The organism is Kitasatospora sp. NPDC048239 (assembly GCF_043202015.1).
Lineage (GTDB): Bacteria > Actinomycetota > Actinomycetes > Streptomycetales > Streptomycetaceae > Kitasatospora.
Genome location: NZ_JBICZP010000008.1, coordinates 1 through 26,373, shown reverse-complemented (window position 1 = coordinate 26,373; position 26,373 = coordinate 1). Strand labels below are relative to the sequence as shown.

Below are 26,373 nucleotides of genomic sequence, written 5' to 3'. Positions count from 1 at the left end.
ACACCATCGCCGGCTCTCCCAGGCTCCCCCGAAAGGCCCGCCCATGTACGCCGTCCCGCTCGCCGACAACGCCGAGATGCGCCCGCTCGAACCCTGGCAGGCCCCCGAGTTCCTGGCCCACATCGACCGCGCCCGCGAGCACACCGGCGTCTGGATCCCCTGGGCCACCCGCTCCACCGACCTGGAGTCCGCCCGCGCCACCCTCCAGGGCTTCGCCGACAAGCAGGCCTCCGACACCGGCCGACTGTACGGGATCTGGCTGGACGGCACGCTGATCGGCGGGGTGATGTTCGTGCAGTTCAGCACGACCGCGGAGAGCTGCGAGCTCGGCGTCTGGACCGAACCCGCGGGCGAGGGCCGGGGCCTGATCAGCGCCGCCGTCCGGCACCTGATCGACTACGCCTTCACCACCCGCGGCCTGCACCGCATCGAGTGGTACAACGCCGTGGGCCACACCCGCAGCCGGGCCGTCGCCCAGCGGATGGGCATGACGCTGGACGGCACCCTGCGGGAGTACTCCCTGTACAACGGCGTCCGCCAGGACATGGAGCTCTGGTCGCTGCTGTCCCACGAGTGGAAGCCCACCACCGCCCAGAGCCCCTCCGCCGCCTGACGCGCCACCGCCCGCAGCTCCACCACCGCCTGACACACCGCTGCGCGGAGCCCGGTCGGCGCACCGCCGGGCTCCGCGCGATCGGCCCTCCCCGTCAGGCGGCGAGCACCCGCTCCACCTCCGGGCCGCGCACCGCCACCCGCAGCCGCAGCGCGAGCACCAGGACCAGCACCATCAGCCCGCCCGCCAGCAGGAACACCACATCCACCGAGTCCGTGAAGCTGCGCACCGCGTGCTCGTGGGCCGCCCCGCCGAGCGTCCGGACCGAGCCGAGCGTCGCACCGGGCTCCGCCGCGGCGAAGGCCCGGACCAGCACCGTGCCGAACAGCGCGGCGCCGAGCGCGCTGCCGAGGGTCTGGAAGAACCGGATGCCGGTGGTGGCGACCCCGAGATGCCGGGCCGGGGCGGCGTTCTGGACGACCTGCACCAGCTGGCCGACCAGCTGCCCCAGGCCGCAGCCGAGCAGCACCAGTTCGGCACGGACCATCCAGAGGCCGGTGTCCGGACCGCCGAGACCGAGCAGGCCCAGGGCCATCGCCGCACAGCCGGCACCCGCCACCAGAAAGGTCTGCGGCGACCAGCCCCGCGCGGTGAGCCGACCGGTCACCAGTCCGGCCGCCGTCATCCCGGCCGCCATCGGGATCAGGTAGAGGCTGGCCGAGGTCGCGGCGATCCCGCGGCCGACCTGGAGGTAGAGCATCACGTACATGATCGCGCCCATCAGGCCCATCCCGACCAGGCCCTGCACCGCGAAGCCCAGACGGATGGTCCGGATCCGGAAGAGCGACAGCGGCAGCACCGGCTCGGCGGCGGTGGCCTGGCGCCAGACGAACAGCAGGAGCGCGCCCAGGGTGCCCGCGGCCAGCGCGAGGATCGTCGTGGAGGTCCAGGCGTAGTCCTTGCCGCCCCACTCGGTCAGCAGCAGCAGTCCGGTGGCGAAGGCCGCGGCCAGCGCGGCCCCGGCGAAGTCGAGGCGCCGCCCGCCCGCCGTCTCGGGGAGCCTGATCACCACGGCCGTGCCGACCAGGACGGCCAGGCCCAGCGGCAGGTTGAGGTAGAAGATCCAGCGCCAGTCCAGGTGGTCCGCGAACAGCGCCCCGACCAGCGGTCCGACCGCCATGCCGGCGCCCGCGACGATGCCCCCGGTGCTTCCGCCGCCGCCCCCCTCCTCGTCCTCCGGGCCCTTGAGCTGGGCGATCACCACCATCGTCACGCTCATCAGCCCGCCGCCGCCGACGCCCTGGACGGCGCGGAAGGCGATCAGCTGCTCCATCGACTGCGCCGCACCGCACAGGGCCGAGCCCACCAGGAACACCCCGACCGCGGCGAGCAGCACCCGCTTGGCGCCGTACAGGTCGCAGAGCTTGCCGTAGAGCGGCAGCAGCGCCGTCGCGGCCAGCGCGAACGCGCTGACCAGCCACGGCAGTCGGTCGATCCCGTGCACCGGGTCGAGGTCCCGCACGATCGGCACGGTGGCGGCCGACACGATGTTCATGTCGAGCACCGCCAGGACGATCGTGATCAGGCAGAGCAGCATGCCCAGTTTGCGTTGGCCCGGTGTCATCGGAGCCCGTTCGGGTGCGGCGGCGGTCATGAGAGGTCCCCCAGGGGTCACGGAGTCACGAGTCACGGAGTGCGGCGGTCCGGCGGCCCGGTCCGGATGGCGCTCCCTCACCATCGCAGCATTTTTTGACTCGGTCAATTCTTGAGCGTGGTCAATTCTTTAGCCAGGTCAATACTTGATCCTGGTACAGTCCTGCTATGGCGAAGAGCACCGACCCTGAGGCCCTGGGACTGCGCGAGCGCAAGAAGCGCGAGACGGCCCGCCGGATCTGGCGGACCGCGATCCTGCTGTTCATCGAGCGCGGCTTCGACCAGGTCTCGGTCGCCGAGATCGCCGGCGCCGCCGAGGTGTCCAAGATGACCGTCTTCAACTACTACGCCAGCAAGGAAGACCTGGTCATGGGCCCGATGGAGCAGCACCTGGACGAGCCGGTCCGGGTCCTGCGGAGCCGCGCCCCCGGCGCCTCCGCCGTGACCGCGCTGCGCACCGGCTTCACGGCCGCACTGGCCGAGTTCGACCCGGCGACCGGCCTGAGCGACGATCCGGCGGTCCTCGACGTGGTCCGGCTGATCCACCGGACCCCGGTCCTCGCCCTGCGTGCCACCGCCGTCTTCGGCGCGCGGGCGAACGCCCTGCTGTCCGCGGAGCTCCTCGCCGAGGACCCGGCGCACGACCCGCTCACCGCCCGGGTCGCCGCGGCCCAACTGCTCAGCGTGCGACTGGCCCTGACCCAGGAGAACCAGCGCCGGATGATGGCCGGCGAGCGGGCCGCGACCGTGCTGCCCGAGGCCCTCGACAACGCCCGGCAGGCCTTCGCGCTGGTCGAACGGGGGCTCGGCGACTACCCCGCCGCCGCCTCCTGAGAGAGTGGCCGCACCCACGAGACCCCCGGAGGTGCGCATGGCCCAGCCGCTGCTCACGCAGGACCGCTCCCCGCTGCCCACCCACGTCGACGGCCTGCACGCCTACGTCGGCGAGGACGGCGTGGCGGTGCTGGAGTTCGCCCGGCCGCACCGGCGCAACGCCATCACGCTGGCGATCTGGCAGGCGCTGCCCAAGGTCCTGGTCCGGCTCGCCGAACAGCCGGGCGTCCGCGCCCTGCTGGTCACCGGGGCCGGGGGCACCTTCAGTGCGGGGGCGGACATCGCCGAGCTGGCCGAGGTCTACGGCGACCCGGACCGCGCCGACGACTACCACGCGGTCAACGTCGCCGCCGAGGAGGCGCTGGCGGCCTTCCCGCACCCGACCATCGCGGTGGTGCACGGCGCCTGCGTCGGCGGCGGCTGCCAGTTGGCCGTCGCCTGCGACCTGCGGTTCATCGCGGACGACGCGCGGATGGGCATCACCCCGGCCAAGCTGGGTGTGGTCTACCCGGCCGTGCCCACCCTGCGGCTGGCCCGGCTGGTGGGCCCCGCCCAGGCCAAGTACCTGCTGTTCTCCGGCGAGTTGGTGACGGGCCTGCGCAACACCGTGATCGGCCTCGCCGACCGGGTCGTGCCGGGCGGGCAACTGGACGGGAGCGCGCTGGAGTTCGCCCGGCTGCTGACCAGGCGGTCGCCGCAGACCATCGGCGCCGTCAAGGCCGCGCTGGCCGTCCCGCCCGAGGAGACGGCCGCCGCCCTGGCGCCCTGGGAGCGCCGCTCCCGCGAGGCCCCGGACGTCCGCGAGGGCCTGGCCGCCTTCCTGGAGGGCCGCGAACCGCGGTTCTGAGCCGCCCGCGCCCCGCCCATACGATCATCCGACGATCAACGTCCGACGTCCGACGTCCGTCCGACAACCGCCGACCGACCGCCACCGTCCGCCGACCGACCCGCCTGGAGCACCCACCCGATGGCCGAGCCGACCACCACGCCGACGACCGGCTCCCCGGCCGCGCCGACCACCGGGCCCCCGGCCGCGCCGACCACCGGCGCCGAGCCCTCGGCCGCGACCGGCTGGGCCCGGCGGATCACCGACGGCGTCGAGCCGAAGAACGTGATCATCGCGGTACTGCCGCTGGTGGGCGGGCTGCGCTACGGCTGGCCGGGCGTGGGCTGGGCGGCCTTCGCCGCACTGTTCGCGGCCGTCATCCCGACCTGGTTCATCCGGCGCGGGGTCCGCCGGGGCAGTTGGGAGGACCGCCACGTCGGCCGGCGTCAGCGGCGGCTGGTGGTGATCCCGTTCGTCATGCTCTCGGTGCTGACCAGCCTCGTGGCCATGCTCCGGCTGGACGCCCCGACGGACATGGTCGCGATGGTGCTGGCCATGTTCGCCTCGCTGATCCCGATCCTGGTGATCACCGTCTGGTGGAAGGTCTCCATCCACACCGCGGTCGCCGGCGGCGCCGTGGTCTGCCTGGCCATCGCGCTCGGCCCGTGGTGGCTGCTCCTGAGCCCGCTGGTCGCGGTGATCGGCTGGTCCCGTGTGGTGCTGCGGGACCACACCACCGCGCAGACCCTCGTGGGCGCGGTGGTGGGCGCCCTCGCCGCCGGGCTGACCTTCTGGTCCGCCCGGTAGGCCCGCGCACACACGGACCTACCGGATCGGCATCCCCGAGATCGCCCGGGCGATCACCAGCCGCTGGATCTCGCTGGTGCCCTCGAAGATCGAGTAGATCGCGCTGTCCCGGTGCATCCGCTCCACCGGGTACTCCCGGGTGAACCCGTTGCCGCCGAGGATCTGCATCGCCTGCGCGGTGACCCACTTCGCCGTCTCGCCCGCGTACAGCTTGGACATCGAGCCCTCGGCCGAGGTGAACGGCAGGTTGTTGGCCGCCATCCAGGAGGCCCGCCAGACCAGCAGCCGCGAGGCGTCGATCCGGGTCTTCATGTCGGCCAGCTGGAAGGCCACGCCCTGGTTGTCGATGATCGGGCGGCCGAACTGCACCCGGGTCTTGGCGTAGTCCAGCGCCACCTCGTACGCGGCCCGTGCGATGCCGATCGCCTGCGCGCCGACGGCCGGGCGCGAGGCCTCGAAGGTCGCCATCGCGGCGTTGCCCCTCCCCCCGGCGCGCTTGGCCCCCTCGCGGGCCCGGGCCAGCCGCTCGTCCAGCTTCTCCTTGCCGCCGAGCAGGCAGCTGCCGGGCACCCGGACGCCGTCCAGGACCACCTCGGCGGTGTGCGAGGCGCGGATGCCGTGCTTCTTGAACTTCTGGCCCTGGCTCAGCCCGGGCGTGCCCGGCGGCACCACGAAGGAGGCCTGCCCGCGCGCGCCGAGCGCCGAGTCGACGGTGGCCACCACGACGTGGACGGCGGCGATCCCGCCGTTGGTGGCCCAGGTCTTGGTGCCGTTCAGCACCCACTCGTCCTTGGCCTCGTCGTAGACCGCCCTGGTGCGCAGCGCGGAGACGTCGGATCCGGCGTCCGGCTCGGAGGAGCAGAACGCGGCGACCTTGACGTCGTCCGGGGTGCCGAACATCTGCGGCGCCCAGGTGCCGATCTGCTCGTCGGTGCCGTTGGCGAGCACCGCGACGGCGGCCAGCGTGGTGCCGACGATGGCCAGGCCGATGCCGGCGTCGCCCCAGAACAGCTCCTCCATGGCGATCGGGATGCCCACGCCGGAGGGGTCGAAGTACTGCTGGGCGTAGAAGTCCGGCGAGTAGATGCCGAGTTTGGCGGCCTCCTGGATGACCGGCCAGGGGGTCTCCTCGCGCTCGTCCCACTCGGCGGCGGCGGGGCGCATCACCTCGGCGGCGAAGCCGTGCAGCCAGTCGCGTACGGCGAGCTGGTCCGCGCCCGGGTCCAGCGAGAACGTGCTCATGATGCCTCCGGTCGATGTGGGGTGGGGGGCCGGTGTCGGACAGGTGTTACCGGCGGTAACATCGTCGGGAGTCTGCTACTCATAGGTAGGAAATGTCAACGCCCGCCCTCTGGCCTGAGCCCCACCGGCCGGACCAGCCAGGAGGAGCCACCCCCATGCCCCCCGCCGCACCCACCAGCCCCGGCGAGCCGCGCCGCGAGCAGCTGCTCAACGCCGCCGACCGGGTGGTCCAGCGGGACGGGCCGGGCGCCAGCATGAACGCCATCGCCGCCGAGGCGGGCATCACCAAGCCGATCCTCTACCGCCACTTCGGCGACCGGAACGGCCTGATCGGCGCCCTGACCGAACGCCACACCAGCGGCCTGCTGGCCGCCGTGCGGGCCGCGCTCAGCGAACCGCTGGAGCGCCGCGACCGGGTCGAGCACGTCCTGGACACCTACCTCGCCGGCATCGAGGCCCGCCCGCAGGTCTACCGGCTGCTCACCCACCCCGAGCCGGGCGACCCGAGCGGCGCGGGCAACGCGCTCGCCCCCGCCCTGCGGCAGATCGCGGAGGAGATCACCCGGGCCGTGCAGAGCCAGGTCGACCTCGGCGCCGAGCGGGAGCTGCTCGCCGAGGCCTGGGGCCGGGGCATCACCGGCATGGTGCTGGCGGCCGGCGACTGGTGGCTGGAGAGCAGACCCTGCTCGCGCACCCGGATGGTCCAGGCCCTCGCCGACCTGCTCTGGGGCCGGCTGGCCGCCGCGGCCGACCTGCCCACCGCCGCCCTGCCGACCATCCCCGCCGAGGCACCGGCGGCCGACTGAACCCTTGTGCGGCGCATGCCAGACCCGGCATCATCGGGCCCCACCCTCCCTCCGCGAGATCCCGCGAGGTCCCGATGCGCTTGCACCGCACCGCCGTTGCCCTCCTGCTCGCCGCCGCCGCAGCCCTGGCCACCACCCCGGCCGACGCCCGACCCGCCTCCCCCCGGGCCGGGTTCCCGGTCGCCGCGGCCACCGGCGCGGACGGCCGCACCGGCCTCGCCGACGCCGACGGCCGGCTGCTCCAACTGCGCGGCTTCAACCTCGACAAGTACGCCGAGACCACCGAGGCGGACATCAGGTCACTGGCCGCCCAGGGCTTCACCCTGATCCGGGTGGCCGTCTCCTGGAACCGCCTCGAACCCGGCCGCGGCCGCCTCGACCCGGTCGAACTGCGCCGCCTGCACCGCCTGCTCGACTGGGCCGAGCGGTACGGCGTGCTCGCCCTGGTCGACTTCCACCAGGACGTCTACGGGCCGAAGTTCGGCGGCGGCGACCGCGGCATCCCGCTCTGGGCCACCCGCGACGAGGGCCTGCCGTTCACCCCCGACCCGGACGACTGGTTCGCCGGCTACTTCCAGCCCGCCGTCCAGGCCGCCTTCCGCCACCTCTACGACGACGCCGACCTGCGCAGCTGGCAGGCCGACTTCTACACCCGGCTCGCCCGTGAACTGCGCGGCCACCGCTCACTGCTGGGCTACGACCTGTTCAACGAGCCGTTCGGCCCGGTGGACGGCGACCCGACCGACCCGGCCGTCCTCGCCGCCGCCTCCGCCGCCCTCGAACAGGGCCGCCTCGCCGACATGTACCGCCGCCTGATCCGGGCCGTACGCCAAGTGGACACCCGCGCCTGGCTGTTCGTCGAACCGACCGTCCTGGTCGGCCAGGGCGTGCCCACCCGGCTGCCCGGCTTCGCCGACCCCCGCCCCGGCGGCCCCCGGCTCGGCTACGCGCCGCACTTCTACGACACCGCCGTCGAGTCCGGCGCCGACTGGGACCCGTCCGGCGGGTTCATCGAGCACTACACCGCCGCGATCACCGCGTACCCGGCCGCCCACCGGCTGCCCGTCCTGGTCGGCGAGTGGGGTCCGCCCGACTCCCGCACCCCCGGCAACACCCGGCTGGTCCGGGGCCAGGTGGCGGCCATGGACGGCTTCGCCGCCGGCTGGGCGATGTGGTACTGGTGCCGGGGCAACGGCGGCTACTGCGCGCTCGACCCGGCCGGCCGGCCCGCCCCGGGCGACGAGCCCGCCTTCGGCCCGTACCCGACCGCCCTCGCCGGCCGCGCGCCCGCGCTCACCGCGACAGCCGCCGGCCACACCCTGCGCTACACCGCCGACGGCACCGGCCACGCCACCGAACTCGCCCTGCCCGCGGCCGCGTTCCCGAACGGCGCACGGATCACCGCCACCCCCGCCACCGCCCGGGTCGAGCTCGACCAGCCGGGCGGCGAGCAGGCCGGCACCGCCCGGATCCGCCTCCCCCACGGCCGCCCCGGCACCCCGGTCACCGTCACCATCACCCCGCGCTGACCCCGCGCCAAACCGTTCGACGGCGACGGGGCCCGCCAGGCGGGCCCCGTCAACGGAACGGCCGTCAGAATGTCTAAGCCAGCCCCCGGCGCGCCAGCAGCGGCTCGGTCCGCGGGTCGCGGCCGACCACCGCGCGGAACGAGTCCAGCGCGTCCCGGCTGTCGCCGCGCGACAGCAGCTCGGTCCGGAACACCTCGCCGCTCTCCCGCACCGTGCGCCCGTTGCCCTGGAACCAGTCCACCGTGTCGGCGTCCAGCACCTCCGACCAGATGTACGCGTAGTAGCCCGCGCTGTACCCGCCGGCGAAGATGTGCGCGAAGTACGCCGTCCGGTAGCGCGGCGGGATCGCCGCCACCGCCAGCCCGGCCTTCGCCAGCGCCGCCGCCTCGAACTCCTCGGCGTCCGCGATCTCCTGGCCCGCCGGCACGGTGTGCCAGGCCCAGTCCAGCAGCGCCGCCGCCAGGTACTCCACCGTGCGGAAGCCCTGCCCGAAGCCCTCGGCCGCCGCCATCCGCTCGACCTGCTCGGCCGGCAGCGGCTCGCCGGTCACGTGGTGCTTGGCGTAGTTGGCCAGCACGGCCGGCCAGACCATCCACATCTCGTTGACCTGCGAGGGGAACTCGACGAAGTCCCGCGGCACCTCGGTGCCCGCGAAGTACGGGTAGCGCACGTCGGAGAAGAGCCCGTGCAGCGCGTGCCCGAACTCGTGGAACAGCGTGCGCACCTCGTCCCAGGAGAGCAGCACCGGCTCACCGGGCGCCGGGCGGGCGACGTTCAGGTTGTTCATCACCACCGGCCGCTTGCCCAGCAGCGTCGACTGGGTGACCAGCTCCTCCATCCAGGCGCCGCCGCGCTTGGACGCCCGGGCGTGGAAGTCCCCGAGGAACAGGCCCAGCGAACCGCCGTCCTCCTCGAACACCTCGAAGACCCGCACGTCCGGGTGGTACGCGGTGAGGTCCGGCCGCTCGGTGAAGGTCAGCCCGTAGACCAGGCCCGCCGCGTGGAAGACGCCGTCGTGCAGCACCCGCTCCAGCTCGAAGTACGGGCGCAGCGCGGCCGCGTCCACCTGGTAGGCGGCCTGCCGCACCTGCTCCGAGTAGTACGCCCAGTCGTGCGCGGCGATCTCCTCGACCCCGTCGGCGGCGGCCGCCTTGGCCAGCTCCGCCGCCTCGCGGGCCGCGTTGGCGACGGCCGGCGCCACCAGCCGCGGCAGCAGCGCGTCCACGGCCTCGACGCTGCCCGCGGTCTCGTCCGCCACCACGTACGCGGCGTGCGTCGGGTAGCCGAGCAGCTGTGCGCGCTCGGCGCGCAGCGCGGACATCCGGATCGCCAGCGGGCCGTTGGTCGCGATCGCGCGGCCGAGCGAGGCCTCCATCAGCCGCTCGCGCACCGAGCGGTCGGTGAGGAAGGCCAGCTCGCTCTGGTTGGAGAAGTTCTTCAGGCTCAGTACGTACGCGCCCTCGTGGCCGAGCGCCCGGCCGTTCTCCGCCGCGGCGGCGATCGCGTCCGGCGACAGCCCGTCGAGCTGCTCGGCGGAGTCCAGGACCAGTGCGCGGGCGTGGCCGTCGGCCGAGATGTTCTGCCGGAACGCGGTCGCGGCGGTGGCGAGTTCGGCGTTCAGCGAGCGCAGCCGCGCCTGCTCGGCGGCCCCGAGCCGGGCGCCGGCCCGGACGAAGCGGGTGTGCCGGCGCTCCAGCAGCCGCAGCGACTCGGCGTCCAGGCCCAGTTCGCCGCGCCGCTCGTACAGCGCCTCGATCCGGGCGAACAGCTCGGCGTCCAGGTGGATCGCGTCGGTGTGCGCGGCGATCTTCGGGCTCACCTCGGCGTCGACCAGGTCGATGCCCGGGGTCGTGTCGGAGGAGGCCTGGTTGAAGAAGACCGCGCCCACCCGGCGCAGCAGCGCACCGGAGCGCTCCAGCGCGATCAGCGTGTTGTCGAAGCTCGGCGCCTCGCGGTTGGCGGTGATCTCGGCGATCTCGGCGAGCTGATCGGCCATCCCCCGCTCGAACGCGGGCAGGTAGTGCTCCTCCCGGATCTCGGCGAAGGGCGGCAGTTCATAGACCAGGGTGCTGGCCTTGAAGAACGGATTCTCGGTCATTTCGCCGACCCTACGCGCTGTCACCGGCGCTGCCTACGGCCCCCCGGCCGACCACGCCGAGCGGCTGCCGCGGGTTGTCGTACCCACCGGTTACCGTCGAGGTCGCACGCCCGTACGCCCGAGAGGAGGAGCCCGATGGCACCCCGGATCGCCCTCGTTCCCGACCCGCACGGCCCCGGCGGCCGGCTCCAGCCGCTCGACGAGGCGGGCGCACCGCTCGGCCCGCCGCTGCCCGCACCGGACCTCGCCTCCGCCGTCGCCGCCGCCGAGCAGCAGGGGGCGGTGCGCTGGGTCTGGGCGTCCGCCGACAGCGCGTACGCGCCGCTGCTGCCCCGGCTGCCGGAGCGGCTCGCCCGCTGCCACGACCTGCGGCTGGTCGAGGCGCTGCTGCTGGCCCACGAGGGCCGGTTCGGCGCCCCCCGCTCGCTGGGCGCGGCCTGGGCCCGACTGAAGGGCCTGCCCGTCCCGGCCGATCTGCCCGAGCCCGGGTCCACCGAGTCCGGGGACGGCCAGGACACCCTGTTCGCCCCCGACCGCCTGCAACTCCCGCCCGGGGCGGACGCCCTGGCCGCCGTGGTGGCCGTGCACGCCGAGCAGCAGCGCCGACTGGCCGCGATCGCCGACCCGGGCGCCCGGGCCCGGTTCCGGCTGCTGGTCGCCGCCGAGTCGGCCGGCGCCCTGGTGGCCGCCGAGATGGCGGAGGACGGCCTGCCCTGGCGCACCGACATCCACGACCGGCTGCTCACCGAGCTGCTCGGCCCCCGTCCGACCGTCCCCGGCACCCAGCCGAGACTGCTCGCCGAGCTCGCCGTCGAGCTCCAGCAGTCCCTCGGCGGGCGCCCGTTCAACCCGGACTCGCACGCCCAGGTGCTGCGCGCGTTCGCCGACCGCGGCATCCAGCTGGGCTCCACCCGCTCCTGGGAGCTGAAGGCGGTGGACCACCCGGCCGCGCAGCTGATGATCCGCTACAAGGAGCTGTCCCGGATCCACGCCGCACACGGCTGGGCCTGGCAGGACGCCTGGGCGCGCGGCGGCCGGTTCCGGCCCGAGTACGTGGTCGGCGGCGTGGTGTCCGGGCGCTGGGCCAGCCGGGGCGGCGGCGCGCTGCAGATCCCGCGCATCCTGCGCCGGGCGGTGGTCGCCGACCCGGGCTGGCTGCTGGTCGTCGCCGACGCCGCCCAGCTGGAGCCGCGGGTACTGGCCGCCCTCTCCCAGGACGCCGGCCTGGCCCGCACCGCCGCCGGCGGCGACCTGTACGAGGCGCTGGCCGCCTCCGCCTTCCAGGGGGACCGCGACAAGGCCAAGCTCGGTCTGCTGGGCGCCATGTACGGGCAGACCAGCGGCGACATCGGGCCGCTGCTGAACACCCTGCGCCGCCGCTACCCGGCCGCGATGGGCTACGTCGAGGCGGCGGCCCGCACGGGTGAGGACGGCGGCGTGGTGGTCTCCCGGCTGGGCCGGGCCTGCCCGCCGCCCTCCGCCGACTGGCTCGACCTCACCGAGGCACCGGAGAACGCCGGGGACGCGGGCGGCCGTTCGGCCCGCGCCCGGGGCCGCTTCACCCGCAACTTCGTCATCCAGGCCAGTGCGGCCGACTGGGCGCTGGCGCTGCTCGCCGCGCTGCGCCGACGGCTGTCCGCGCTTCCGGCACCCGGCCCGGCCGAGCGGCCGCACCTGGTGTTCTTCCAGCACGACGAGGTGGTGGTGCACACCCCGGCGAACCTGGCCGACGAGGTGGCCGCCGCCGTCGCCGAGGCGGCCGAGGAGGCCCGGCTGCTGGTGTTCGGGGACACCCCGGTGCGGTTCCCGCTGAGCACGGCGGTGGTCGACTGCTACGCCGACGCCAAGTAGCCGCCGGCGCCCGTCACACCTTGCGGAAGGCCCGCGCCTCCTCGGCCGCCGCGACCACCTCCGTCAGCGACGCCCCGGCGGAGGCGGTGACGGCCGCCGCGACGGCGCCCTCCACGAACGGCGCGTCCACCAGCACCGCACCGGGGCGCGGCGCGTCCTCCAGCACGGTGACGGCGGTGAGCACCGAGCTGCCGAGGTCCGGCAGCACCACCACGCCCGCACCGCCGTCCGCCTCCGCGACGGCCCGGGCAATCAGGTCGTAGCTGGTGCCGAGCCCGCCGTCCTCCGTCCCGGCCGCCACCACCACCCGCACCGCGTCCGAGGCGAGTTCCCGCAGCAGCTCACGAAGTCCGGCGGCCAACTGCGCGCTGTGCGAGACCAGGACGATGCCCACGTAGTCGCTCATGCCGTCGACCCTACGACGCCCGCCCTACTCCGACCGGGTGATCCGGGCGGCCCGCCCCGCCGCGTGTCGCGACCCGTGCCCACCACCCCCGTCTGGCGTAGCGTCGGGGCAGCACCGTCTGCCGAGGGAGCGAAGCGCTTTGAAGAAGCTGATCAACACCCCGGAGAGCGTCCTGGAGGACGCGCTGGCCGGAGTCGCCGCCGCCCACCCGGAGTTGGTGGTCGACCTGGCGAACCGGGTGATCACCCGCGCCGTCCGTCCGGCGGCCGCCAAGGTCGCCCTGATCTCGGGCGGCGGGTCGGGCCACGAGCCGCTGCACGGCGGCTTCGTCGGCCCCGGCATGCTGGACGCGGCCTGCCCGGGCGAGGTCTTCACCTCGCCCGTCCCGGACCAGATGCTGGCCGCCGCCAAGGCCGTGGACAGCGGCGCCGGGGTGGTCTTCGTGGTGAAGAACTACACCGGCGACGTGATGAACTTCGAGCTGGCCGCCGAGCTCGCCGCCGAGGAAGGCATCGAGGTCCGCACGGTGCTGGTCGACGACGACGTCGCGGTCGAGGACTCCACCTGGACGGCGGGCCGCCGGGGCACCGGCGCCACCGTCATGGTGGAGAAGATCGCCGGCGCGCTGGCCGAGCGCGGCGCGCCGCTGGCCGAGGTGGCCGAGGTGGGCGAGCAGGTCGACGCGGCCTCCCGCTCCTTCGCCGTCGCGCTGACCGCGGCGACCGTCCCGGCGGCCGGCAAACCCGGCTTCGACCTGCCGGAGGACGAGATCGAGGTCGGCGTCGGCATCCACGGCGAGCCCGGCCGGCGCCGCGAGAAGCTCCGCCCGGCCCGGGAGCTGGCGGCCGAGGTGGTCGACACCGTGCTCGCGGACCACCACCTGGGCGCGGGCGACGAGGTGATCGCCCTGCTGAACGGCCTCGGCGGGACGCCGCTGCTGGAGCTGTACATCGTCTTCGGCGAGGTCGCCGCCCGGTTGTCCGGGCGCGGCATCACCATCGCCCGCAGCCTGGTCGGCAACTACGTGACCAGCCTGGACATGGCGGGCTTCTCACTCACCCTGACGAAGGCGGACACCCGGCTGCTGGAGCTGTGGGACGCCCCCGTCGACACCCCCGCCCTCAAGCGGGCCTGAGCACCGGAGGAACGGGAGCCCCATGGACTTCGACACCGCCCTGGCCGAGGCCTGGGTCCGCGCCGTCGCCGCCGCCGTCGAGCAGCGGCAGGGCGAGCTGACCGAGCTGGACTCGGCGATCGGCGACGGCGACCACGGCAGCAACCTCCAGCGCGGCTTCTCCGCCGTGCTGACCGCCCTGGACGGCCTGGAGCCGGCCGGCCCGGGTGCGCTGCTGAGCAGGACCGGCACCACGCTGATCTCCAAGGTCGGCGGCGCGTCCGGCCCGCTGTACGGCAAGGCCTTCCGCGCGCTCGGCGCCGCCCTGGACGGCCCGGCCGCCGATCCGGCCGCGCTCGGCGAGGCGCTGGCGGCGGGCCTGGCGGCGGTCCGCGCCCTCGGTAGGGCCGAGCCCGGCGACAAGACCATCGTGGACGCGTACACCCCGGCGCTGGCCGCCTACCGGCAGGCGGTGGCGGCCGGTGAAGGCCTGCCGCGGGCCTGCGGCGCGGCCGCCGATGCGGCCGAGCAGGGCGCGCGGGACACCGTGCCGCTCCAGGCCCGCAAGGGCCGCGCCTCCTACCTGGGCCCGCGCAGCGTCGGCCACCAGGACCCGGGCGCGACCTCCACCGCCCTGCTCTTCCGCGCCCTCGCGGAGGTCACCGCGGGCCGGGCGCACCCTGGAGCCGGTCGGTCCGGGTGATCAGCAGCAGCAGCGCGTCGTCCCCCAGCTCCCCGCCGGCGTGCTCCAGCAGGTCGGCGTAGACCCGGCCGACCGCCGCCTCCAGCTCCGCCGAGGAGCGGGCCGCGTCCCGGACCAGCGGGCCGACCCGCTCCGCCAGCGGGTAGAACTCGCCGTTGCGCCGGTGCCGGGCCTCGATCACCCCGTCCGTGCAGAGCACCAGCACGTCCTGGTCGCCGAACGGCTGGCCCCAGGTGGTGGGCTCGCCCACGGCCAGCCGGCCCAGACCGAGCGGTACCCAGGGGTCGGGGGCGTGCAGCACGTGCACGCCCCCGTCCGGCTCCACCCGGATCGGCGGCACGTGCCCGTACTGCAGCAGCTCCATCACCTCCGGGGTGCGGAACTCGGCGAACAGCGCGGTGGTGAACTCGCCGTCCGGCGCGTGCCGCTCGACGCTGGCCTCGACCCGTCGGGCCACCCCGCGCAGCCCGCCCTCGTCGTACGCGGCCTCCCGGAAGGCACCGAGCACCACGGCGGCGGTCTGCACCGCGCCGAGCCCCTTGCCCCGGACGTCCCCGACCACCACCCGGGTGCCGTGCGGGGTCTCCAGCACCGAGTAGAGGTCCCCGCCGATGCGTGAGGCGTCGGCGGCGGAGACGTAGCGCACCGCCAGGTGCAGCGGCCCGACCACCGGTCCGGGCAGCCGCAGCAGTGCGCGCTGGGCAGCCTCGGCCACCGAGCTGACCGCCGCGAAGGCCGCCGCCCGGCGCATCCTGATCTTGGCCACCCAGGCGGAGAACACCGTCAGCAGCAGGTAGCTGAGCATCGCACCGTAGAGGAAGCGCTCGTCGTTGACGGTGTCGACCTGGTCGAAGTGGCTGAGCCCGAAGACCGCGAAGAGGCCGAACGAGCAGACCAGCAGCAGTTCGAGCGGCTTGAGGGTGAGCGCGGCGATGGTCGGGACGACGATCATCAGCGGCGCCAGGTAGCGGTCCTTGCCGGAGATCAGGTCCGCGAGCGCCACCGCCATGATGGAGATCCCCGCGGGCGCGGCCCGCCGCCAGAACGGCACGTCCTGCAGGTCGGCGGCCAGCAGGGCGCCGCGCCGCTTGCCCTCGGGCAGCCCGGAGTACGGCGGGGCCGCAGGCGACTGGGGTCCGCGGTTCGGTGACACATATCGAACATAACGGACGCCCGCGAACCCCACCCGCCCACCTCCGGGGGCACCGCCCGCGCCTTTCCCCCACCGGGCCGACCCGCCCAACACAACGGGCCATTCAGTACCTGAATGTCCCATTTGTCATACAGTGCGAACAAAGTGGCTATGCAAGGGAGGCCCTGCCCGGTGTCCGGATACCGCAACACCTCACACCTCGCCGATCCACCGACCCGCACGACGGCACGCCCCAACCAGTGGCTCAGGGTCTTCCTGACCGGCCTGCTGCTCTGGGCCGCCACCGTCGCCGTCACCTTCCTCACCGACAACAGCAACCTCGTCCCGACGATCGTGCTGCTCGGCAGCTTCCTCGTCCCGGCCACGATGGTGGTCTGGGCCTACGAGCGCTACGCCGCCGACCTGGGCGCGGACCGGATCCTCGCCTGCTTCGGCATCGGCGGCATCATCGGCGTCCTGGGCGCCTCCGTCCTGGAGAGCTACCTGCTCTCCCCCTCGGTCTGGATGTACCTGGGCGTCGGCCTGATCGAGGAGGCGGTCAAGCTGGCCGCCCTGATCATGGTGTGCCGGCGGCTGCGGGTGAGCGGACTGCGCTACGGGCTGGTGCTCGGCGCCACGGTGGGCGCGGGCTTCGCCGCCTTCGAGAGCGCCGGGTACGCGTTCAACGCGGTGCTGAGCATCCAGGGGCTCTCACTCAAGGCCCTGGTCGAGACGGAGATCCTGCGCGGCGTGCTGGCCCCGGTCGGCCACATCCTGTGGACCGCGATCCTCGGCGGCGTCCTCTTCCGCGAGCGGCGCGGCGGCCACTTCCGCCTCACCCTCCCCGTCCTGGCCACCTACCTGGGCGTCGCCCTGCTGCACGCGCTCTGGGACAGCATGAGCGGCATCGCCGTCTGGCTGGTCGCCAAGACCACCACCACGGACTGGCAGCGCGCCCTGTTCGACCTCGGCTACATGCCGGACCCGACCGACCGGCAGGTCCACCTCTTCACCCTCTACGACACCGCCGGCCTGATCGCGGTCTCGCTCGGCGGGCTGCTCTGGCTGCGACTGCTGGTCCGCGGCGAGAAGGCCGCCCCGATCCCGGCCCAGCAGCCGTCGGCGCCCGCCTAACCCGAACCGGCCCGGCCCGGCCCGGCCCCCCACCTGTACCCCCACCCGCACTCCCGGCCGCGCCGGGCCGCGGACCCGCTGCGCCCGAATCCGCCCGCCCCGCGCGGCGCGGATTCGGGCGCAGCGTGTTCGGGCGCATACGCTCTGCACTCGGATCGCATCCCGATGCGATCCACGCCACACCATTCACCACCCTCAGGAATACCCCTTGGGGGTATGGTGTTGTCAGAATCAGAGCCCGGGCGCGAAAGGCCCGCGGCCGCAGACTTCCCGGAGGCCCCGATGTCCAGCACCATCACCTACACCGTGACCGGCATGAGCTGCGGCCACTGCGAGAACTCGGTCAGCAAGGAGCTCTCCTCCCTGACCGGCGTGACCGAGGTGGCCGCCGACGCCAAGGCCGGCACCGTCCGGGTCTCCTCCGCCGCCCCGCTGGACGACGAGCAGATCCGCGCCGCCGTCGACGAGGCCGGCTTCGAGCTGGTCGGCCGGTCCGCCTGATCCCGCAGCCGTACCGCGGGGGCCGAACCGGACGGACCCGGCGCCCCCGCCGTACGCTCTCATCAAGGAGCTGATCAGCATGAGCACCTCCACACCGGGCGCCACCGCCCCGGGTGCGGCCGCCGGCATAGGCGGCCAGAGCGCCGAGGGCGCCCAGGCGGCCGTGCGGGACCGCGTCGAACTGTCGATCGGCGGGATGACCTGCGCCTCGTGCGCGGCCCGGATCGAGAAGAAGCTCAACCGGATGGACGGCGTCGAGGCCACCGTCAACTTCGCCACCGAGAAGGCCCGGGTCGACTTCGGGTCCGGGGTGAGCGTCGCCGACCTCATCGCCACCGTCGAGAACACCGGGTACACCGCCGAGCTGCCCCCGCCGCCGGCCGCCGCCCCCTCCGCCGAGGCCTCCGAGCCCGCCGAGCCGGTCGCCGACCCGCTGCTCGACCGGCTGCTGATCTCCGCCGTCCTCAGCGTCCCGGTGGTCATGCTGTCGATGATCCCCTCACTGCAGTTCAACAACTGGCAGTGGCTGGCCTTCGCCCTCACCGGCCCGGTCGTCGTCTACGGCGGGCTGCCCTTCCACCGGGCGGCCTGGACCAACCTCAAGCACGGTGCCGCGACCATGGACACCCTGGTCTCGCTGGGCACCCTGGCCGCCTTCGGCTGGTCCTTCTGGGCGCTGTTCTGGGGCCACGCGGGCATGCCCGGGATGCGGCACGAGTTCTCCCTCGCGATCGGCGACAGCGACGCCTCCTCGACCCTCTACCTGGAGACCGCCGCCGCCGTCACCGTCCTGATCCTGCTCGGCCGCTACCTGGAGGCCCGCTCCAAGCGCCGGGCCGGCGCCGCCCTGCACGCCCTGCTCGACCTCGGCGCCAAGGACGTGGCCGTCCTCCAGCAGGGCCGCGAGATCCGGATCCCGGTCTCCCAGCTGGCCGTCGGCACCCGCTTCGTGGTCCGCCCCGGCGAGAAGATCGCCACCGACGGCGTCGTCGTCGAGGGCGCCTCCGCGGTGGACGCCTCGATGCTGACCGGCGAGTCCGTACCCGTCGAGGTCGCGGTCGGCGACCCCGTCACCGGCGCCACCGTCAACGCCGGCGGCCGCCTGGTGGTCGAGGCCACCCGGATCGGCGCCGACACCCAGCTGGCCCGGATGGCCCGGATGGTCGAGGAGGCCCAGAACGGCAAGGCCGCCGCCCAGCGGCTCGCCGACCGGATCTCCGCCGTCTTCGTCCCGGTCGTCATCCTGATCGCGCTGGGCACCCTGGTCGGCTGGCTGCTGGTCTCCAGCAGCCCCACCGAGGCGTTCACCGCCGCCGTCGCCGTCCTGATCATCGCCTGCCCGTGCGCCCTCGGCCTGGCCACCCCGACCGCGCTGATGGTCGGCACCGGGCGCGGCGCCCAGCTGGGCATCCTGATCAAGGGCCCCGAGGTACTGGAGACCACCCGCAAGGTGGACACCATCGTCCTCGACAAGACCGGCACCGTCACCACCGGCCGGATGGCGCTCGCCGCCGTCCACACCGCCGAGGGCGTCACCGAGACCGAGGCACTGCGGCTGGCCGGCGCCCTGGAGCACGCCTCCGAGCACCCGATCGCCGCCGCGATCGCCGCGGCCGCCGCCGAGCGGACGGGTGAACTGCCCGCCGTCGAGGGCTTCGAGAACGTCCCCGGCCTCGGCGTGCAGGGCGTCGTCGAGGGCCACGCCGTGGTCGCCGGGCGCGAGGCGCTGCTGGCCGACTGGTCCCAGCGGCTGCCCGAGCCGCTGAAGGCCGCCAAGGCCGCCGCCGAGGCCGCCGGGCGCACCGCCGTCGCGGTCGGCTGGGACGGCAGGGCGCGGGCCGTCCTGGAGGTCGCCGACGCGGTCAAGCCGACCAGCGCCGAGGCCATCGCCGCACTGCGGGCGCTGGGGCTGCGGCCGGTCCTGCTGACCGGCGACAACCGGCTCGTCGCCGAGGCCGTCGCGGCCGAGGTCGGCATCGCCGCGCAGGACGTGATCGCCGAGGTGCTGCCGGAGGGGAAGGTCGAGACCGTCAAGCGGCTGCAGGCCGAGGGCCGGTCCGTCGCGATGGTCGGTGACGGGGTCAACGACGCCGCCGCCCTCGCCCAGGCCGACCTGGGCCTCGCCATGGGCACCGGGACGGACGCCGCCATCGAGGCCGGCGACCTCACCCTGGTCCGCGGCGACCTCCGCTCGGCCGCCGACGCGATCCGGCTCTCCCGGCGCACCCTGGCCACCATCAGGGGCAACCTGTTCTGGGCCTTCGGCTACAACGTCGCGGCGATCCCGCTCGCCGCGGCCGGGCTGCTCAACCCGATGATCGCCGGTGCCACGATGGCCTTCTCCTCGGTCTTCGTGGTCACCAACAGCCTCCGGCTGCGGCGCTTCCAGGCCGCCTGAACCCGCCCGGGCCCGCCCGTCCCCGCCTGCACCGAGGGGCCCGCACCGCGCCACGCGGTACGGGCCCCTCGGCACTGCCTGAGCCGGCTGAGCAGTTGCCGGCCCGGGCCGGCTCAGGCGGCGGCTCAGCGGCCGAGCAGCTCGCCGCCGTTGCAGTGCAGGATCTCGCCGGTGATGAACCCGGCCTCGGCGGAGGCCAGGAAGTAGACCGCCGCCGCGACCTCGCCGGTCTCGCCGACCCGCCCCAGCAGCGTCCGCGCCGCCCGGCGGGAGACCTCGGCCTCGTCCAGCCGCGGCCCGAAGAACTCGGTGCCCGCCACCGTGCCCGGGGCGACGATGTTGGCGGTGATGCCCGAGGTGCCGAGCTGGGCCGCCAGGAAGTGGTTCCAGGCGTGCAGCGAGGCCTTGGCGGCCCCGAAGGAGCCGGCGCCGCGCAGCGCGGCGATCGAGCTGATGGTGACCACCCGGCCGGAGCCGGGGGTGAGCCGGTCGCGGATGGACTCGGTGAGCAGCACCACGGTCAGCACGTTGCGCTCGAAGTCCCCGCGCCAGCGGGCCAGCAGGGCGTGCGGCCCGGCGCCGATCACCGTCTCCCGGCTGCCGGCGTTGTTCACCAGCACGTCGATCCGCTCGGGCAGTTCGGCGAGCGCCGCCTCGACCGCGTCCGGGTCGGCGAGGTCGCAGACCAGCGTGGTGACGTTCGACCCCAGGTCGGCGGCGGCCTTCTCGAGCACCGCCCGCCGGCGGCCGACGATCACGACCCGTTCGCCCGCCTCGGCGAACCGCCGCGCCACCTCGTACCCGATCCCCGTGCCACCGCCGGTGACAACGACGTTCCTGGTCATCTGCGCACTCCCTCCCCAGTTCCGCCGCCACGCTGCGAGGGTGCGGGACGGTCCGTACCGGAATGCCACGATTCCTATCACGCTCGGTTGCCGTGACTGCGGGGAGGGTGACGTAGCCCGCGGTGGATGATGTGGTATGGGTGCGATACCGGTCGGACACGGAGCGTGGCGAGAGGCAGCTCACACCCCCCGGGCGTAACTTCTCGCACCCTGATACGTCTTAGGTTGGTAGTGCGGCAGTTTTTATCGGTGGGCGGCGGCGTGGCGAACGGCTTCACGCCACCGCGGGACACCACTGCCGCCGACGGGGCTCCGGCGGGCCCCGGGTCGGTCGCCTGCACTCGGCGGCCTTCGCGCACGGCGCCGGGGTGTGGCGGGCCAGGGACGCTTTGAGCGGCCGTCCCGGGCTGCACCGCCCCGGAGTCGTGCGCCGTACGTTTCCGCTCCGCCCCGCCACCCGCGCGGGCGGACGCGCAAGGGCCCGGCCGCACAGTGCGGCCGGGCCCTTTCAGTGCAGGTGTCAGCGGTCGCCGAGGGCGACGTAGTCACGGATCGCGGTGCCCGTGTAGATCTGCCGCGGACGGCCGATCCGGCTGGTCGGGTCGTTGATCATCTCGTGCCAGTGGGCGATCCAGCCCGGCAGCCGGCCGAGGGCGAACAGCACGGTGAACATGCTGGTCGGGAAGCCCATGGCGCGGTAGATCAGGCCGGTGTAGAAGTCCACGTTCGGGTACAGCTTGCGCGAGATGAAGAAGTCGTCGTTGAGCGCGTGCTCCTCCAGCTTCAGCGCGATGTCGAGCAGCTCGTCGGACTTGCCGAGCTGGCCGAGCACCTCGTGCGCCAGGAGCTTGACCTGCGCGGCGCGCGGGTCGAACGCCTTGTACACGCGGTGGCCGAAGCCCATCAGCTTGACGCCGTCCTCGCGGTTCTTCACCTTGCGAATGAACGAGTCGACGTCGCCGCCGTCCTGCTGGATGCTCTCCAGCATCTCCAGCACGGCCTGGTTGGCGCCACCGTGCAGCGGGCCCCAGAGCGCCGAGATGCCGGCCGAGATGGAGGCGAACTGGTTGGCGTGGCTGGAGCCCACCAGGCGGACCGTGGAGGTCGAGCAGTTCTGCTCGTGGTCCGCGTGCAGGATCAGCAGCTTGTCCAGCGCGTTGACGATGACCGGGTTGATCTCGTAGTCCTGAGCCGGGACCGCGAAGGTCATCCGGAGGAAGTTCTCCACGTAGCTCAGGTCGTTGCGCGGGTAGACGAACGGCTGGCCGACCGACTTCTTGTACGCGTAGGCCGCGATCGTCGGCAGCTTCGCCAGCAGGCGCACCGTCGACAGGTGGCGCTGGGCGGCGTCGAACGGGTTGTGGCTGTCCTGGTAGAAGGTGGACAGCGCACCGACCACCGAGGACAGCATCGCCATCGGGTGGGCATCGCGCGGGAAGCCCTGGTAGAAGCGCTTGACGTCCTCGTGCAGCAGGGTGTGCTGGGTGATCTCGGTGTTGAACTCCGCCAGCTGGTCGGCCGTCGGCAGCTCACCGTTGATCAGGAGGTACGCGGTCTCGATGAAGCTGGCCTGCTCGGCGAGCTGCTCGATCGGGTAGCCGCGGTACCGCAGGATGCCGTTGTCGCCGTCCACGAAGGTGATCGCGGACTTGTACGCGGCGGTGTTACCGAAGCCGTTGTCCAGGGTGACCAGGCCGGTCTGCGGGAGCAGCTTCGAGATGTCGAAGCCGGCGTTGCCCGCAGTGCTCTCGACGACGGGGTACTCGTACTCGCCGTCCTGGTACCGCAGTACTACCGAGTTGTCGCTCACGTCTTCCTCACCGACGAAATGAATCCTCTTCCAAGGTGCCCTGACTGTCTCTACCATCCCCCATCTGGAGGACAGTCGCGCACCCGGGGTGGCCCGAAAGGAGCCGCCCCTACAAAACCTGCCGCCGCAGCCGGTACGAACCGGACAAGATCGGCACCACACTAGGCTCTGCCGTAAATCTCTTCACGTCAAGAGAACACTAGAGGCAACCATCCGTTGGAGAATCATCCAGCCGCCAGCCGATGGTCCAGCGCAGCATGCCTCCGACCTGCGCTGACGGCCCGAACGGCCTGAGCGATCGCCTTGCGTGACCCCACCAGCACAACGAGTTTCCGCGCCCTGGTCACAGCGGTGTACAGCAGGTTCCGCTGGAGCATCGTCCACGCGGACGTGGTGACCGGAATCACCACCACGGGGTACTCGCTTCCCTGCGAGCGATGGATCGTCACCGCGTACGCGTGCGCCAGCTCGTCCAGCTCGTCGAAGTCGTACGGCACCTCCTCGTCCTCGTCGGTGAGCACCGTCAGGCGCTGGTCGTCCACGCTGAGCGACGTCACCACTCCCACGGTGCCGTTGAAGACGCCGTTCCGCCCCTTGTCGTAGTTGTTCCTGATCTGCGTGACCTTGTCCCCCACCCGGAAGGTCCGGCCGCCGAACCGGCGCTCCGCCAGCCCCTCCCGGGCCGGCGTCACCGCCGCCTGCAGCAGCGTGTTCAGGTTGCCCGCCCCCGCCGGCCCCCGGTGCATCGGCGCCAGCACCTGCACCTCCCGCCGCGCGTCGAAGCCGAACCGCTGCGGGATCCGCCGCGCCACCACGTCCACCGTCAGCCCGGCCGCCCGCTCGGCGTCGTCCTCCACGAACAGGAAGAAGTCCGTCAGGCCCTCGGTCAGCGGCGGCAGCCCCTCGTTGATCCGGTGCGCGTTGGTCACCACCCCCGACTGCTGCGCCTGCCGGAAGATCCTGGTCAACCGGACCGACGGGATCGGGCCGCCCTGCGCCAGCAGATCCCGCAGCACCTCGCCGGCGCCGACCGACGGCAGCTGGTCCACATCCCCCACGAACAGCAGGTGCGCGCCCGGCGCCACCGCCTTGACCAGCTTGTTCGCCAGGATCAGGTCCAGCATCGAGGCCTCGTCCACCACCACCAGATCGGCGTCCAGCGGACGGTCCCGGTCGTAGGCCGCGTCACCGCCGGGCCGCAGCTCCAGCAGCCGGTGCACCGTCGACGCCTCCACCCCGGTCAGCTCCGAGAGCCGCTTCGCCGCCCGGCCCGTCGGCGCCGCCAGCACCACCTTCGCCCGCTTCGCCAGCGCCAGCGTCACGATCGACTTCACCGTGAACGACTTGCCGCAGCCCGGACCGCCCGTCAGCACCGCGACCTTCTCGGTCAGCGCCAGCCGCACCGACTGCTCCTGCTCCGGCGCCAGATCCGCTCCCGTCCGCTTGGCCAGCCAGCCCAGCGCCGCCGGCCAGTCCACGTCCGCGAACCACGGCATCCGGTCCGAGTCCGCCCGCAGCAGCCGCAGCAGCTGGTTGGCGAGCGAGATCTCCGCCCGGTGGAACGGCACCAGGTACACCGCGGTGATCGACTCACCGCCGTCCCCCGGCACCGACTCCCGCACCACGCCCTCCGCCGCCACCAGCTCCGCCAGGGAGTCGATCACCAGCCCGACATCCACCTGGAGCAGCTTCACCCCGTCCGCGATCAGCCGCTCCTCCGGCAGGTAGCAGTGCCCCTGATCGGTGCTCTGCGACAGCGCGTACTGCAGCCCCGCCTTCACCCGCTCCGGGCTGTCGTGCGGAATGCCCACCGCCTGCGCGATCCGGTCGGCCGTCAGGAACCCGATGCCCCACACGTCCGAGGCCAGCCGGTACGGCTCGTTCTTCACCACCCCGATCGAGCCGTCCCCGTACTGCTTGAAGATCCGCACCGCCAGGGAGGTCGACACCCCGACCCCCTGCAGGAAGACCATCACCTCCTTGATGGACTTCTGCTCCTCCCAGGCCGCCGCGATCTTCTTCGTCCGCTTCGGCCCCAGCCCGGGCACCTCGATCAGCCGCCCCGGCTCGGTCTCGATCACCTCCAGGGTGTCCACCCCGAACCGCTCCACGATCCGCTCGGCGAACCGCGGCCCGATGCCCTTGATCAACCCCGAGCCGAGGTAGCGCTGGATGCCCTGGACGGTGGCCGGCAGCACCGTCGTGTAGTTCTCCACCACGAACTGCTTGCCGTACTGCGGGTGCGACCCCCACCGCCCGTGCAGCCGCAGCGACTCCCCCGGCTGCGCCCCCAGCAGCGCGCCCACCACCGTCAGCAGGTCGTTCCCGCCACGCCCGGTGTCCACCCGGGCCACGGTGTAGCCCGTCTCCTCGTTGGCGTACGTGATCCGCTCCAGCACGCCCTCCACCTGGGCGAGCTGGCGCGGCGGGCTCGCCTGGCCGTCCTGTGTCTGCCTGGCCACCGGGGCCCCCTCTGCCGGTACGGGTGCACCATCCGCTACGCACCGTACCGCCCGGGTGCGACAGACCCTCTCCCGGTGCCACCCTGGGGAGTGGCAGAGGGGGGCACCGCCTGCGCCCGTGCCACCGGCGGGCCCGCCCAAGGAGCAGTGCCGACATGCTCACCACCGCCTTCGTCCCCGGCTCCCCCAACTGGCTCGACCTCGGCAGCCCGGACATCCGGGCCTCCGCCGACTTCTACACCGCCCTGTTCGGCTGGACCTTCGTCTCCGCCGGCCCCGAGGCGGGCGGCTACGGCTTCCTCCGGCAGGAGGGCCGGACGGTCGCGGCGCTCGGCCCGCCCGCCGAGGAGGGCGCCCCACCCGCCTGGACGGTCTACTTCTGCACCGTCGACGCCGACCGCACCACCGAGCTCGTCGAGCAGGCCGGCGGCCGGGTCCGGTTCCGCCCGTTCGACGTCCTCGGCGCCGGCCGGATGGGCGGCTACACCGACCCCACCGGGGCCGGGTTCGCCGTCTGGCAGCCGCACGACACCGTCGGCCTGGACGCCGTCACGGAGCAGGGCACCTTCTGCTGGGCCGAGTGCTACAGCGTCGACGCCGAGACCGCGAAGGCGTTCTACCGGTCGGTCTTCGGCTGGCAGGAGCAGGACGTCCCGATCGACGGCCTCATGTACACCGTGCTCACCCCGGCCGGCGGCGGCACCGCCGACGCCCTGGGCGGCATCATGCAGCTCGGCCCCGAGCAGACCGCCGCCGGCACCGGCTCGCACTGGCTCCCCTACTTCGAGGTGTCCGACGTCGACGCGAGCCTCGCCACCGCCGAACGGCTCGGCGCCACCGCCCGGATCTCGGCGATGGACGTCCACGGCGTCGGCCGCCTCGCCCAGCTGATCGACCCGCACGGCGCGGTCTTCGCCGTCATCACCAGCGCGACGTCGGGCGGGTGACGCCGGATCACCCCGTCAGAGGGGCGGGGACGGCCGCTGGACGGCCGCCCCCGCTCTTCCGGGGCAGGTGGGGCCAGGTGGGGAAGGGGAAGGTGGGCCGAGGGCCGTCTCGGGGCCCTGCGGGCCGCGGCTTACGCTGTGATCATGAACGACCTGACGATCCGCCGCGCCACCTCCGACGACCTGTCCGCGATAGTGGCCATGCTCGCCGACGACCCGCTGGGCGCCACCCGCGAGAGCCCCGACGACCTCACCCCGTACCTGACCGCCTTCGCCCGCATCGACGGCGACCCGCACCAGCACCTGGTCGTCGCCGAACGCGCCGGCCGGACCATCGGCACCCTCCAGCTGACCGTCGTCCCCGGCCTCTCCCGGAAGGGCTCGACCCGGACCATCATCGAGGGCGTCCGCATCCACGCCGACGAACGCGGTACGGGCCTCGGCAGCGAGCTGATCACCTGGGCGATCGACCGCTCCCGCGAACTCGGCGCCGACCTCGTCCAGCTCACCTCCGACGCGACCCGCACCGACGCCCACCGCTTCTACGAGCGCCTCGGTTTCGTCCAGTCGCACTTCGGATTCAAGCTCGCGCTGTAAACCGGTAAACCGGCAAATCCGGGGACAACGCAAAGAAGCCCTGACCGGTGACCGGTCAGGGCTTCTTTGGAATGATTGTTCGGCGGCGTCCTACTCTCCCACAGGGTCCCCCCTGCAGTACCATC

At 73.5% G+C, this 26,373-nt stretch carries 22 protein-coding genes; 14 read left to right on the top strand and 8 right to left on the bottom strand.

The features are described 5' to 3' along the window. The first annotated feature begins 43 nt into the window (after positions 1–43). On the top strand, positions 44–613 hold the full coding sequence (locus ACGFZP_RS22190) for a GNAT family N-acetyltransferase (protein WP_392935608.1): 570 nt from the start codon (positions 44–46) through the stop codon (positions 611–613). A gap of 94 nt (positions 614–707) precedes the next feature. On the opposite strand, the gene ACGFZP_RS22185 is transcribed toward ACGFZP_RS22190, so the two are convergent. Then, positions 708–2,207, bottom strand: coding sequence for an MFS transporter (locus ACGFZP_RS22185; protein WP_392935606.1), 1,500 nt, complete (start codon positions 2,205–2,207; stop codon positions 708–710). A gap of 167 nt (positions 2,208–2,374) precedes the next feature. Between ACGFZP_RS22185 and ACGFZP_RS22180 the strand changes: the two genes are divergently transcribed. The 3 genes from ACGFZP_RS22180 (at position 2,375) to ACGFZP_RS22170 (ending at position 4,673) form a co-directional block, all read left to right on the top strand. After that, the gene (locus ACGFZP_RS22180; RefSeq protein ID WP_392935603.1) at positions 2,375–3,040 is read left to right on the top strand and encodes a TetR/AcrR family transcriptional regulator; all 666 of its coding nucleotides are present in this window, start codon (positions 2,375–2,377) and stop codon (positions 3,038–3,040) included. 37 nt (positions 3,041–3,077) lie between these two features. Beyond that, a complete protein-coding gene (locus ACGFZP_RS22175) occupies positions 3,078–3,887 on the top strand; it encodes an enoyl-CoA hydratase/isomerase family protein (RefSeq protein WP_392935600.1) in 810 nt (269 codons plus the stop codon). Positions 3,888–4,007: 120 nt separating this feature from the next. Then, entirely contained in the window at positions 4,008–4,673 is a 666-nt protein-coding gene (locus ACGFZP_RS22170; RefSeq protein WP_392935598.1) for a phosphatase PAP2 family protein, read from the top strand. A gap of 18 nt (positions 4,674–4,691) precedes the next feature. Here the strand turns inward: ACGFZP_RS22170 and ACGFZP_RS22165 are convergent, their stop codons facing one another. Next, a complete protein-coding gene (locus ACGFZP_RS22165) occupies positions 4,692–5,915 on the bottom strand; it encodes an acyl-CoA dehydrogenase family protein (protein WP_392935595.1) in 1,224 nt (407 codons plus the stop codon). Between the two features lie 155 nt (positions 5,916–6,070). Between ACGFZP_RS22165 and ACGFZP_RS22160 the strand changes: the two genes are divergently transcribed. Further along, complete coding sequence (locus ACGFZP_RS22160) at positions 6,071–6,721, top strand: TetR family transcriptional regulator (RefSeq protein ID WP_392935593.1); 651 nt, start codon at positions 6,071–6,073, stop codon at positions 6,719–6,721. 74 nt (positions 6,722–6,795) lie between these two features. Then, positions 6,796–8,250 (top strand): cellulase family glycosylhydrolase, encoded by a 1,455-nt coding sequence (locus tag ACGFZP_RS22155; protein WP_392935591.1) that lies wholly within the window; start codon positions 6,796–6,798, stop codon positions 8,248–8,250. A gap of 73 nt (positions 8,251–8,323) precedes the next feature. Here the strand turns inward: ACGFZP_RS22155 and ACGFZP_RS22150 are convergent, their stop codons facing one another. Further along, a complete protein-coding gene (locus ACGFZP_RS22150) occupies positions 8,324–10,348 on the bottom strand; it encodes a M3 family metallopeptidase (protein WP_392935588.1) in 2,025 nt (674 codons plus the stop codon). A 135-nt stretch (positions 10,349–10,483) separates the two neighbouring features. On the opposite strand from ACGFZP_RS22150, the gene ACGFZP_RS22145 reads away from it, so the two are divergent. Further along, positions 10,484–12,199: a bifunctional 3'-5' exonuclease/DNA polymerase gene (locus ACGFZP_RS22145; RefSeq protein ID WP_392935586.1), complete on the top strand. Its 1,716-nt coding sequence runs from the start codon at positions 10,484–10,486 to the stop codon at positions 12,197–12,199. Positions 12,200–12,212: 13 nt separating this feature from the next. Here the strand turns inward: ACGFZP_RS22145 and dhaM are convergent, their stop codons facing one another. After that, on the bottom strand, positions 12,213–12,605 hold the full coding sequence (gene dhaM / locus ACGFZP_RS22140) for a dihydroxyacetone kinase phosphoryl donor subunit DhaM (protein ID WP_392935584.1): 393 nt from the start codon (positions 12,603–12,605) through the stop codon (positions 12,213–12,215). Positions 12,606–12,744: 139 nt separating this feature from the next. Between dhaM and dhaK the strand changes: the two genes are divergently transcribed. Then, complete coding sequence (gene dhaK / locus ACGFZP_RS22135; protein WP_392935582.1) at positions 12,745–13,740, top strand: dihydroxyacetone kinase subunit DhaK; 996 nt, start codon at positions 12,745–12,747, stop codon at positions 13,738–13,740. Positions 13,741–13,762: 22 nt separating this feature from the next. Next, complete coding sequence (dhaL, locus tag ACGFZP_RS22130; protein WP_392935580.1) at positions 13,763–14,422, top strand: dihydroxyacetone kinase subunit DhaL; 660 nt, start codon at positions 13,763–13,765, stop codon at positions 14,420–14,422. Here dhaL and ACGFZP_RS22125 read toward each other — a convergent pair. After that, positions 14,379–15,575: a PP2C family protein-serine/threonine phosphatase gene (locus ACGFZP_RS22125; RefSeq protein WP_392935578.1), complete on the bottom strand. Its 1,197-nt coding sequence runs from the start codon at positions 15,573–15,575 to the stop codon at positions 14,379–14,381. The two genes, dhaL and ACGFZP_RS22125, sit on opposite strands and share 44 nt — an antisense overlap. Before the next feature lie 171 nt (positions 15,576–15,746). Here ACGFZP_RS22125 and ACGFZP_RS22120 point away from each other — a divergent pair, with 171 nt between their 5' ends. The 3 genes from ACGFZP_RS22120 (at position 15,747) to ACGFZP_RS22110 (ending at position 19,587) form a co-directional block, all read left to right on the top strand. Continuing rightward, positions 15,747–16,688: a PrsW family intramembrane metalloprotease gene (locus ACGFZP_RS22120; RefSeq protein ID WP_392935576.1), complete on the top strand. Its 942-nt coding sequence runs from the start codon at positions 15,747–15,749 to the stop codon at positions 16,686–16,688. Positions 16,689–16,970: 282 nt separating this feature from the next. Continuing rightward, positions 16,971–17,189: a heavy-metal-associated domain-containing protein gene (locus tag ACGFZP_RS22115; protein WP_392935573.1), complete on the top strand. Its 219-nt coding sequence runs from the start codon at positions 16,971–16,973 to the stop codon at positions 17,187–17,189. A gap of 79 nt (positions 17,190–17,268) precedes the next feature. Then, on the top strand, positions 17,269–19,587 hold the full coding sequence (locus ACGFZP_RS22110) for a heavy metal translocating P-type ATPase (protein ID WP_392935571.1): 2,319 nt from the start codon (positions 17,269–17,271) through the stop codon (positions 19,585–19,587). 125 nt (positions 19,588–19,712) lie between these two features. Here the strand turns inward: ACGFZP_RS22110 and ACGFZP_RS22105 are convergent, their stop codons facing one another. The 3 genes from ACGFZP_RS22105 to ACGFZP_RS22095 all read right to left on the bottom strand — a co-directional run bounded on the left by ACGFZP_RS22105 (position 19,713) and on the right by ACGFZP_RS22095 (position 24,704). Further along, a complete protein-coding gene (locus tag ACGFZP_RS22105) occupies positions 19,713–20,432 on the bottom strand; it encodes an SDR family NAD(P)-dependent oxidoreductase (RefSeq protein WP_392935569.1) in 720 nt (239 codons plus the stop codon). A 520-nt stretch (positions 20,433–20,952) separates the two neighbouring features. Next, positions 20,953–22,242 (bottom strand): citrate synthase, encoded by a 1,290-nt coding sequence (locus tag ACGFZP_RS22100; protein WP_387941896.1) that lies wholly within the window; start codon positions 22,240–22,242, stop codon positions 20,953–20,955. A 224-nt stretch (positions 22,243–22,466) separates the two neighbouring features. Next, positions 22,467–24,704 carry an ATP-dependent RecD-like DNA helicase gene (locus ACGFZP_RS22095; protein ID WP_392935567.1) on the bottom strand — a complete coding sequence of 746 codons (2,238 nt, stop codon included), beginning with the start codon at positions 24,702–24,704 and terminating at the stop codon, positions 22,467–22,469. A gap of 155 nt (positions 24,705–24,859) precedes the next feature. On the opposite strand from ACGFZP_RS22095, the gene ACGFZP_RS22090 reads away from it, so the two are divergent. Together ACGFZP_RS22090 and ACGFZP_RS22085 are read left to right on the top strand one after the other, a co-directional pair. Then, the gene (locus ACGFZP_RS22090; RefSeq protein ID WP_392935566.1) at positions 24,860–25,651 is read left to right on the top strand and encodes a VOC family protein; all 792 of its coding nucleotides are present in this window, start codon (positions 24,860–24,862) and stop codon (positions 25,649–25,651) included. A 144-nt stretch (positions 25,652–25,795) separates the two neighbouring features. After that, entirely contained in the window at positions 25,796–26,248 is a 453-nt protein-coding gene (locus tag ACGFZP_RS22085; RefSeq protein WP_392935564.1) for a GNAT family N-acetyltransferase, read from the top strand. Positions 26,249–26,373 lie beyond the last annotated feature (125 nt).

What these genes read in the sequence shown, in the direction of transcription:
- ACGFZP_RS22190 (WP_392935608.1), top strand. Translation starts at nt 44, where the DNA reads ATGTACGCCGTCCCGCTCGCCGACAACGCCGAGATGCGCCCGCTCGAA.
- ACGFZP_RS22185 (WP_392935606.1), bottom strand. Translation starts at nt 2,207, where the DNA reads ATGACCGCCGCCGCACCCGAACGGGCTCCGATGACACCGGGCCAACGC.
- ACGFZP_RS22180 (WP_392935603.1), top strand. Translation starts at nt 2,375, where the DNA reads ATGGCGAAGAGCACCGACCCTGAGGCCCTGGGACTGCGCGAGCGCAAG.
- ACGFZP_RS22175 (WP_392935600.1), top strand. Translation starts at nt 3,078, where the DNA reads ATGGCCCAGCCGCTGCTCACGCAGGACCGCTCCCCGCTGCCCACCCAC.
- ACGFZP_RS22170 (WP_392935598.1), top strand. Translation starts at nt 4,008, where the DNA reads ATGGCCGAGCCGACCACCACGCCGACGACCGGCTCCCCGGCCGCGCCG.
- ACGFZP_RS22165 (WP_392935595.1), bottom strand. Translation starts at nt 5,915, where the DNA reads ATGAGCACGTTCTCGCTGGACCCGGGCGCGGACCAGCTCGCCGTACGC.
- ACGFZP_RS22160 (WP_392935593.1), top strand. Translation starts at nt 6,071, where the DNA reads ATGCCCCCCGCCGCACCCACCAGCCCCGGCGAGCCGCGCCGCGAGCAG.
- ACGFZP_RS22155 (WP_392935591.1), top strand. Translation starts at nt 6,796, where the DNA reads ATGCGCTTGCACCGCACCGCCGTTGCCCTCCTGCTCGCCGCCGCCGCA.
- ACGFZP_RS22150 (WP_392935588.1), bottom strand. Translation starts at nt 10,348, where the DNA reads ATGACCGAGAATCCGTTCTTCAAGGCCAGCACCCTGGTCTATGAACTG.
- ACGFZP_RS22145 (WP_392935586.1), top strand. Translation starts at nt 10,484, where the DNA reads ATGGCACCCCGGATCGCCCTCGTTCCCGACCCGCACGGCCCCGGCGGC.
- dhaM (WP_392935584.1), bottom strand. Translation starts at nt 12,605, where the DNA reads ATGAGCGACTACGTGGGCATCGTCCTGGTCTCGCACAGCGCGCAGTTG.
- dhaL (WP_392935580.1), top strand. Translation starts at nt 13,763, where the DNA reads ATGGACTTCGACACCGCCCTGGCCGAGGCCTGGGTCCGCGCCGTCGCC.
- ACGFZP_RS22115 (WP_392935573.1), top strand. Translation starts at nt 16,971, where the DNA reads ATGTCCAGCACCATCACCTACACCGTGACCGGCATGAGCTGCGGCCAC.
- ACGFZP_RS22110 (WP_392935571.1), top strand. Translation starts at nt 17,269, where the DNA reads ATGAGCACCTCCACACCGGGCGCCACCGCCCCGGGTGCGGCCGCCGGC.
- ACGFZP_RS22105 (WP_392935569.1), bottom strand. Translation starts at nt 20,432, where the DNA reads ATGACCAGGAACGTCGTTGTCACCGGCGGTGGCACGGGGATCGGGTAC.
- ACGFZP_RS22090 (WP_392935566.1), top strand. Translation starts at nt 24,860, where the DNA reads ATGCTCACCACCGCCTTCGTCCCCGGCTCCCCCAACTGGCTCGACCTC.
- ACGFZP_RS22085 (WP_392935564.1), top strand. Translation starts at nt 25,796, where the DNA reads ATGAACGACCTGACGATCCGCCGCGCCACCTCCGACGACCTGTCCGCG.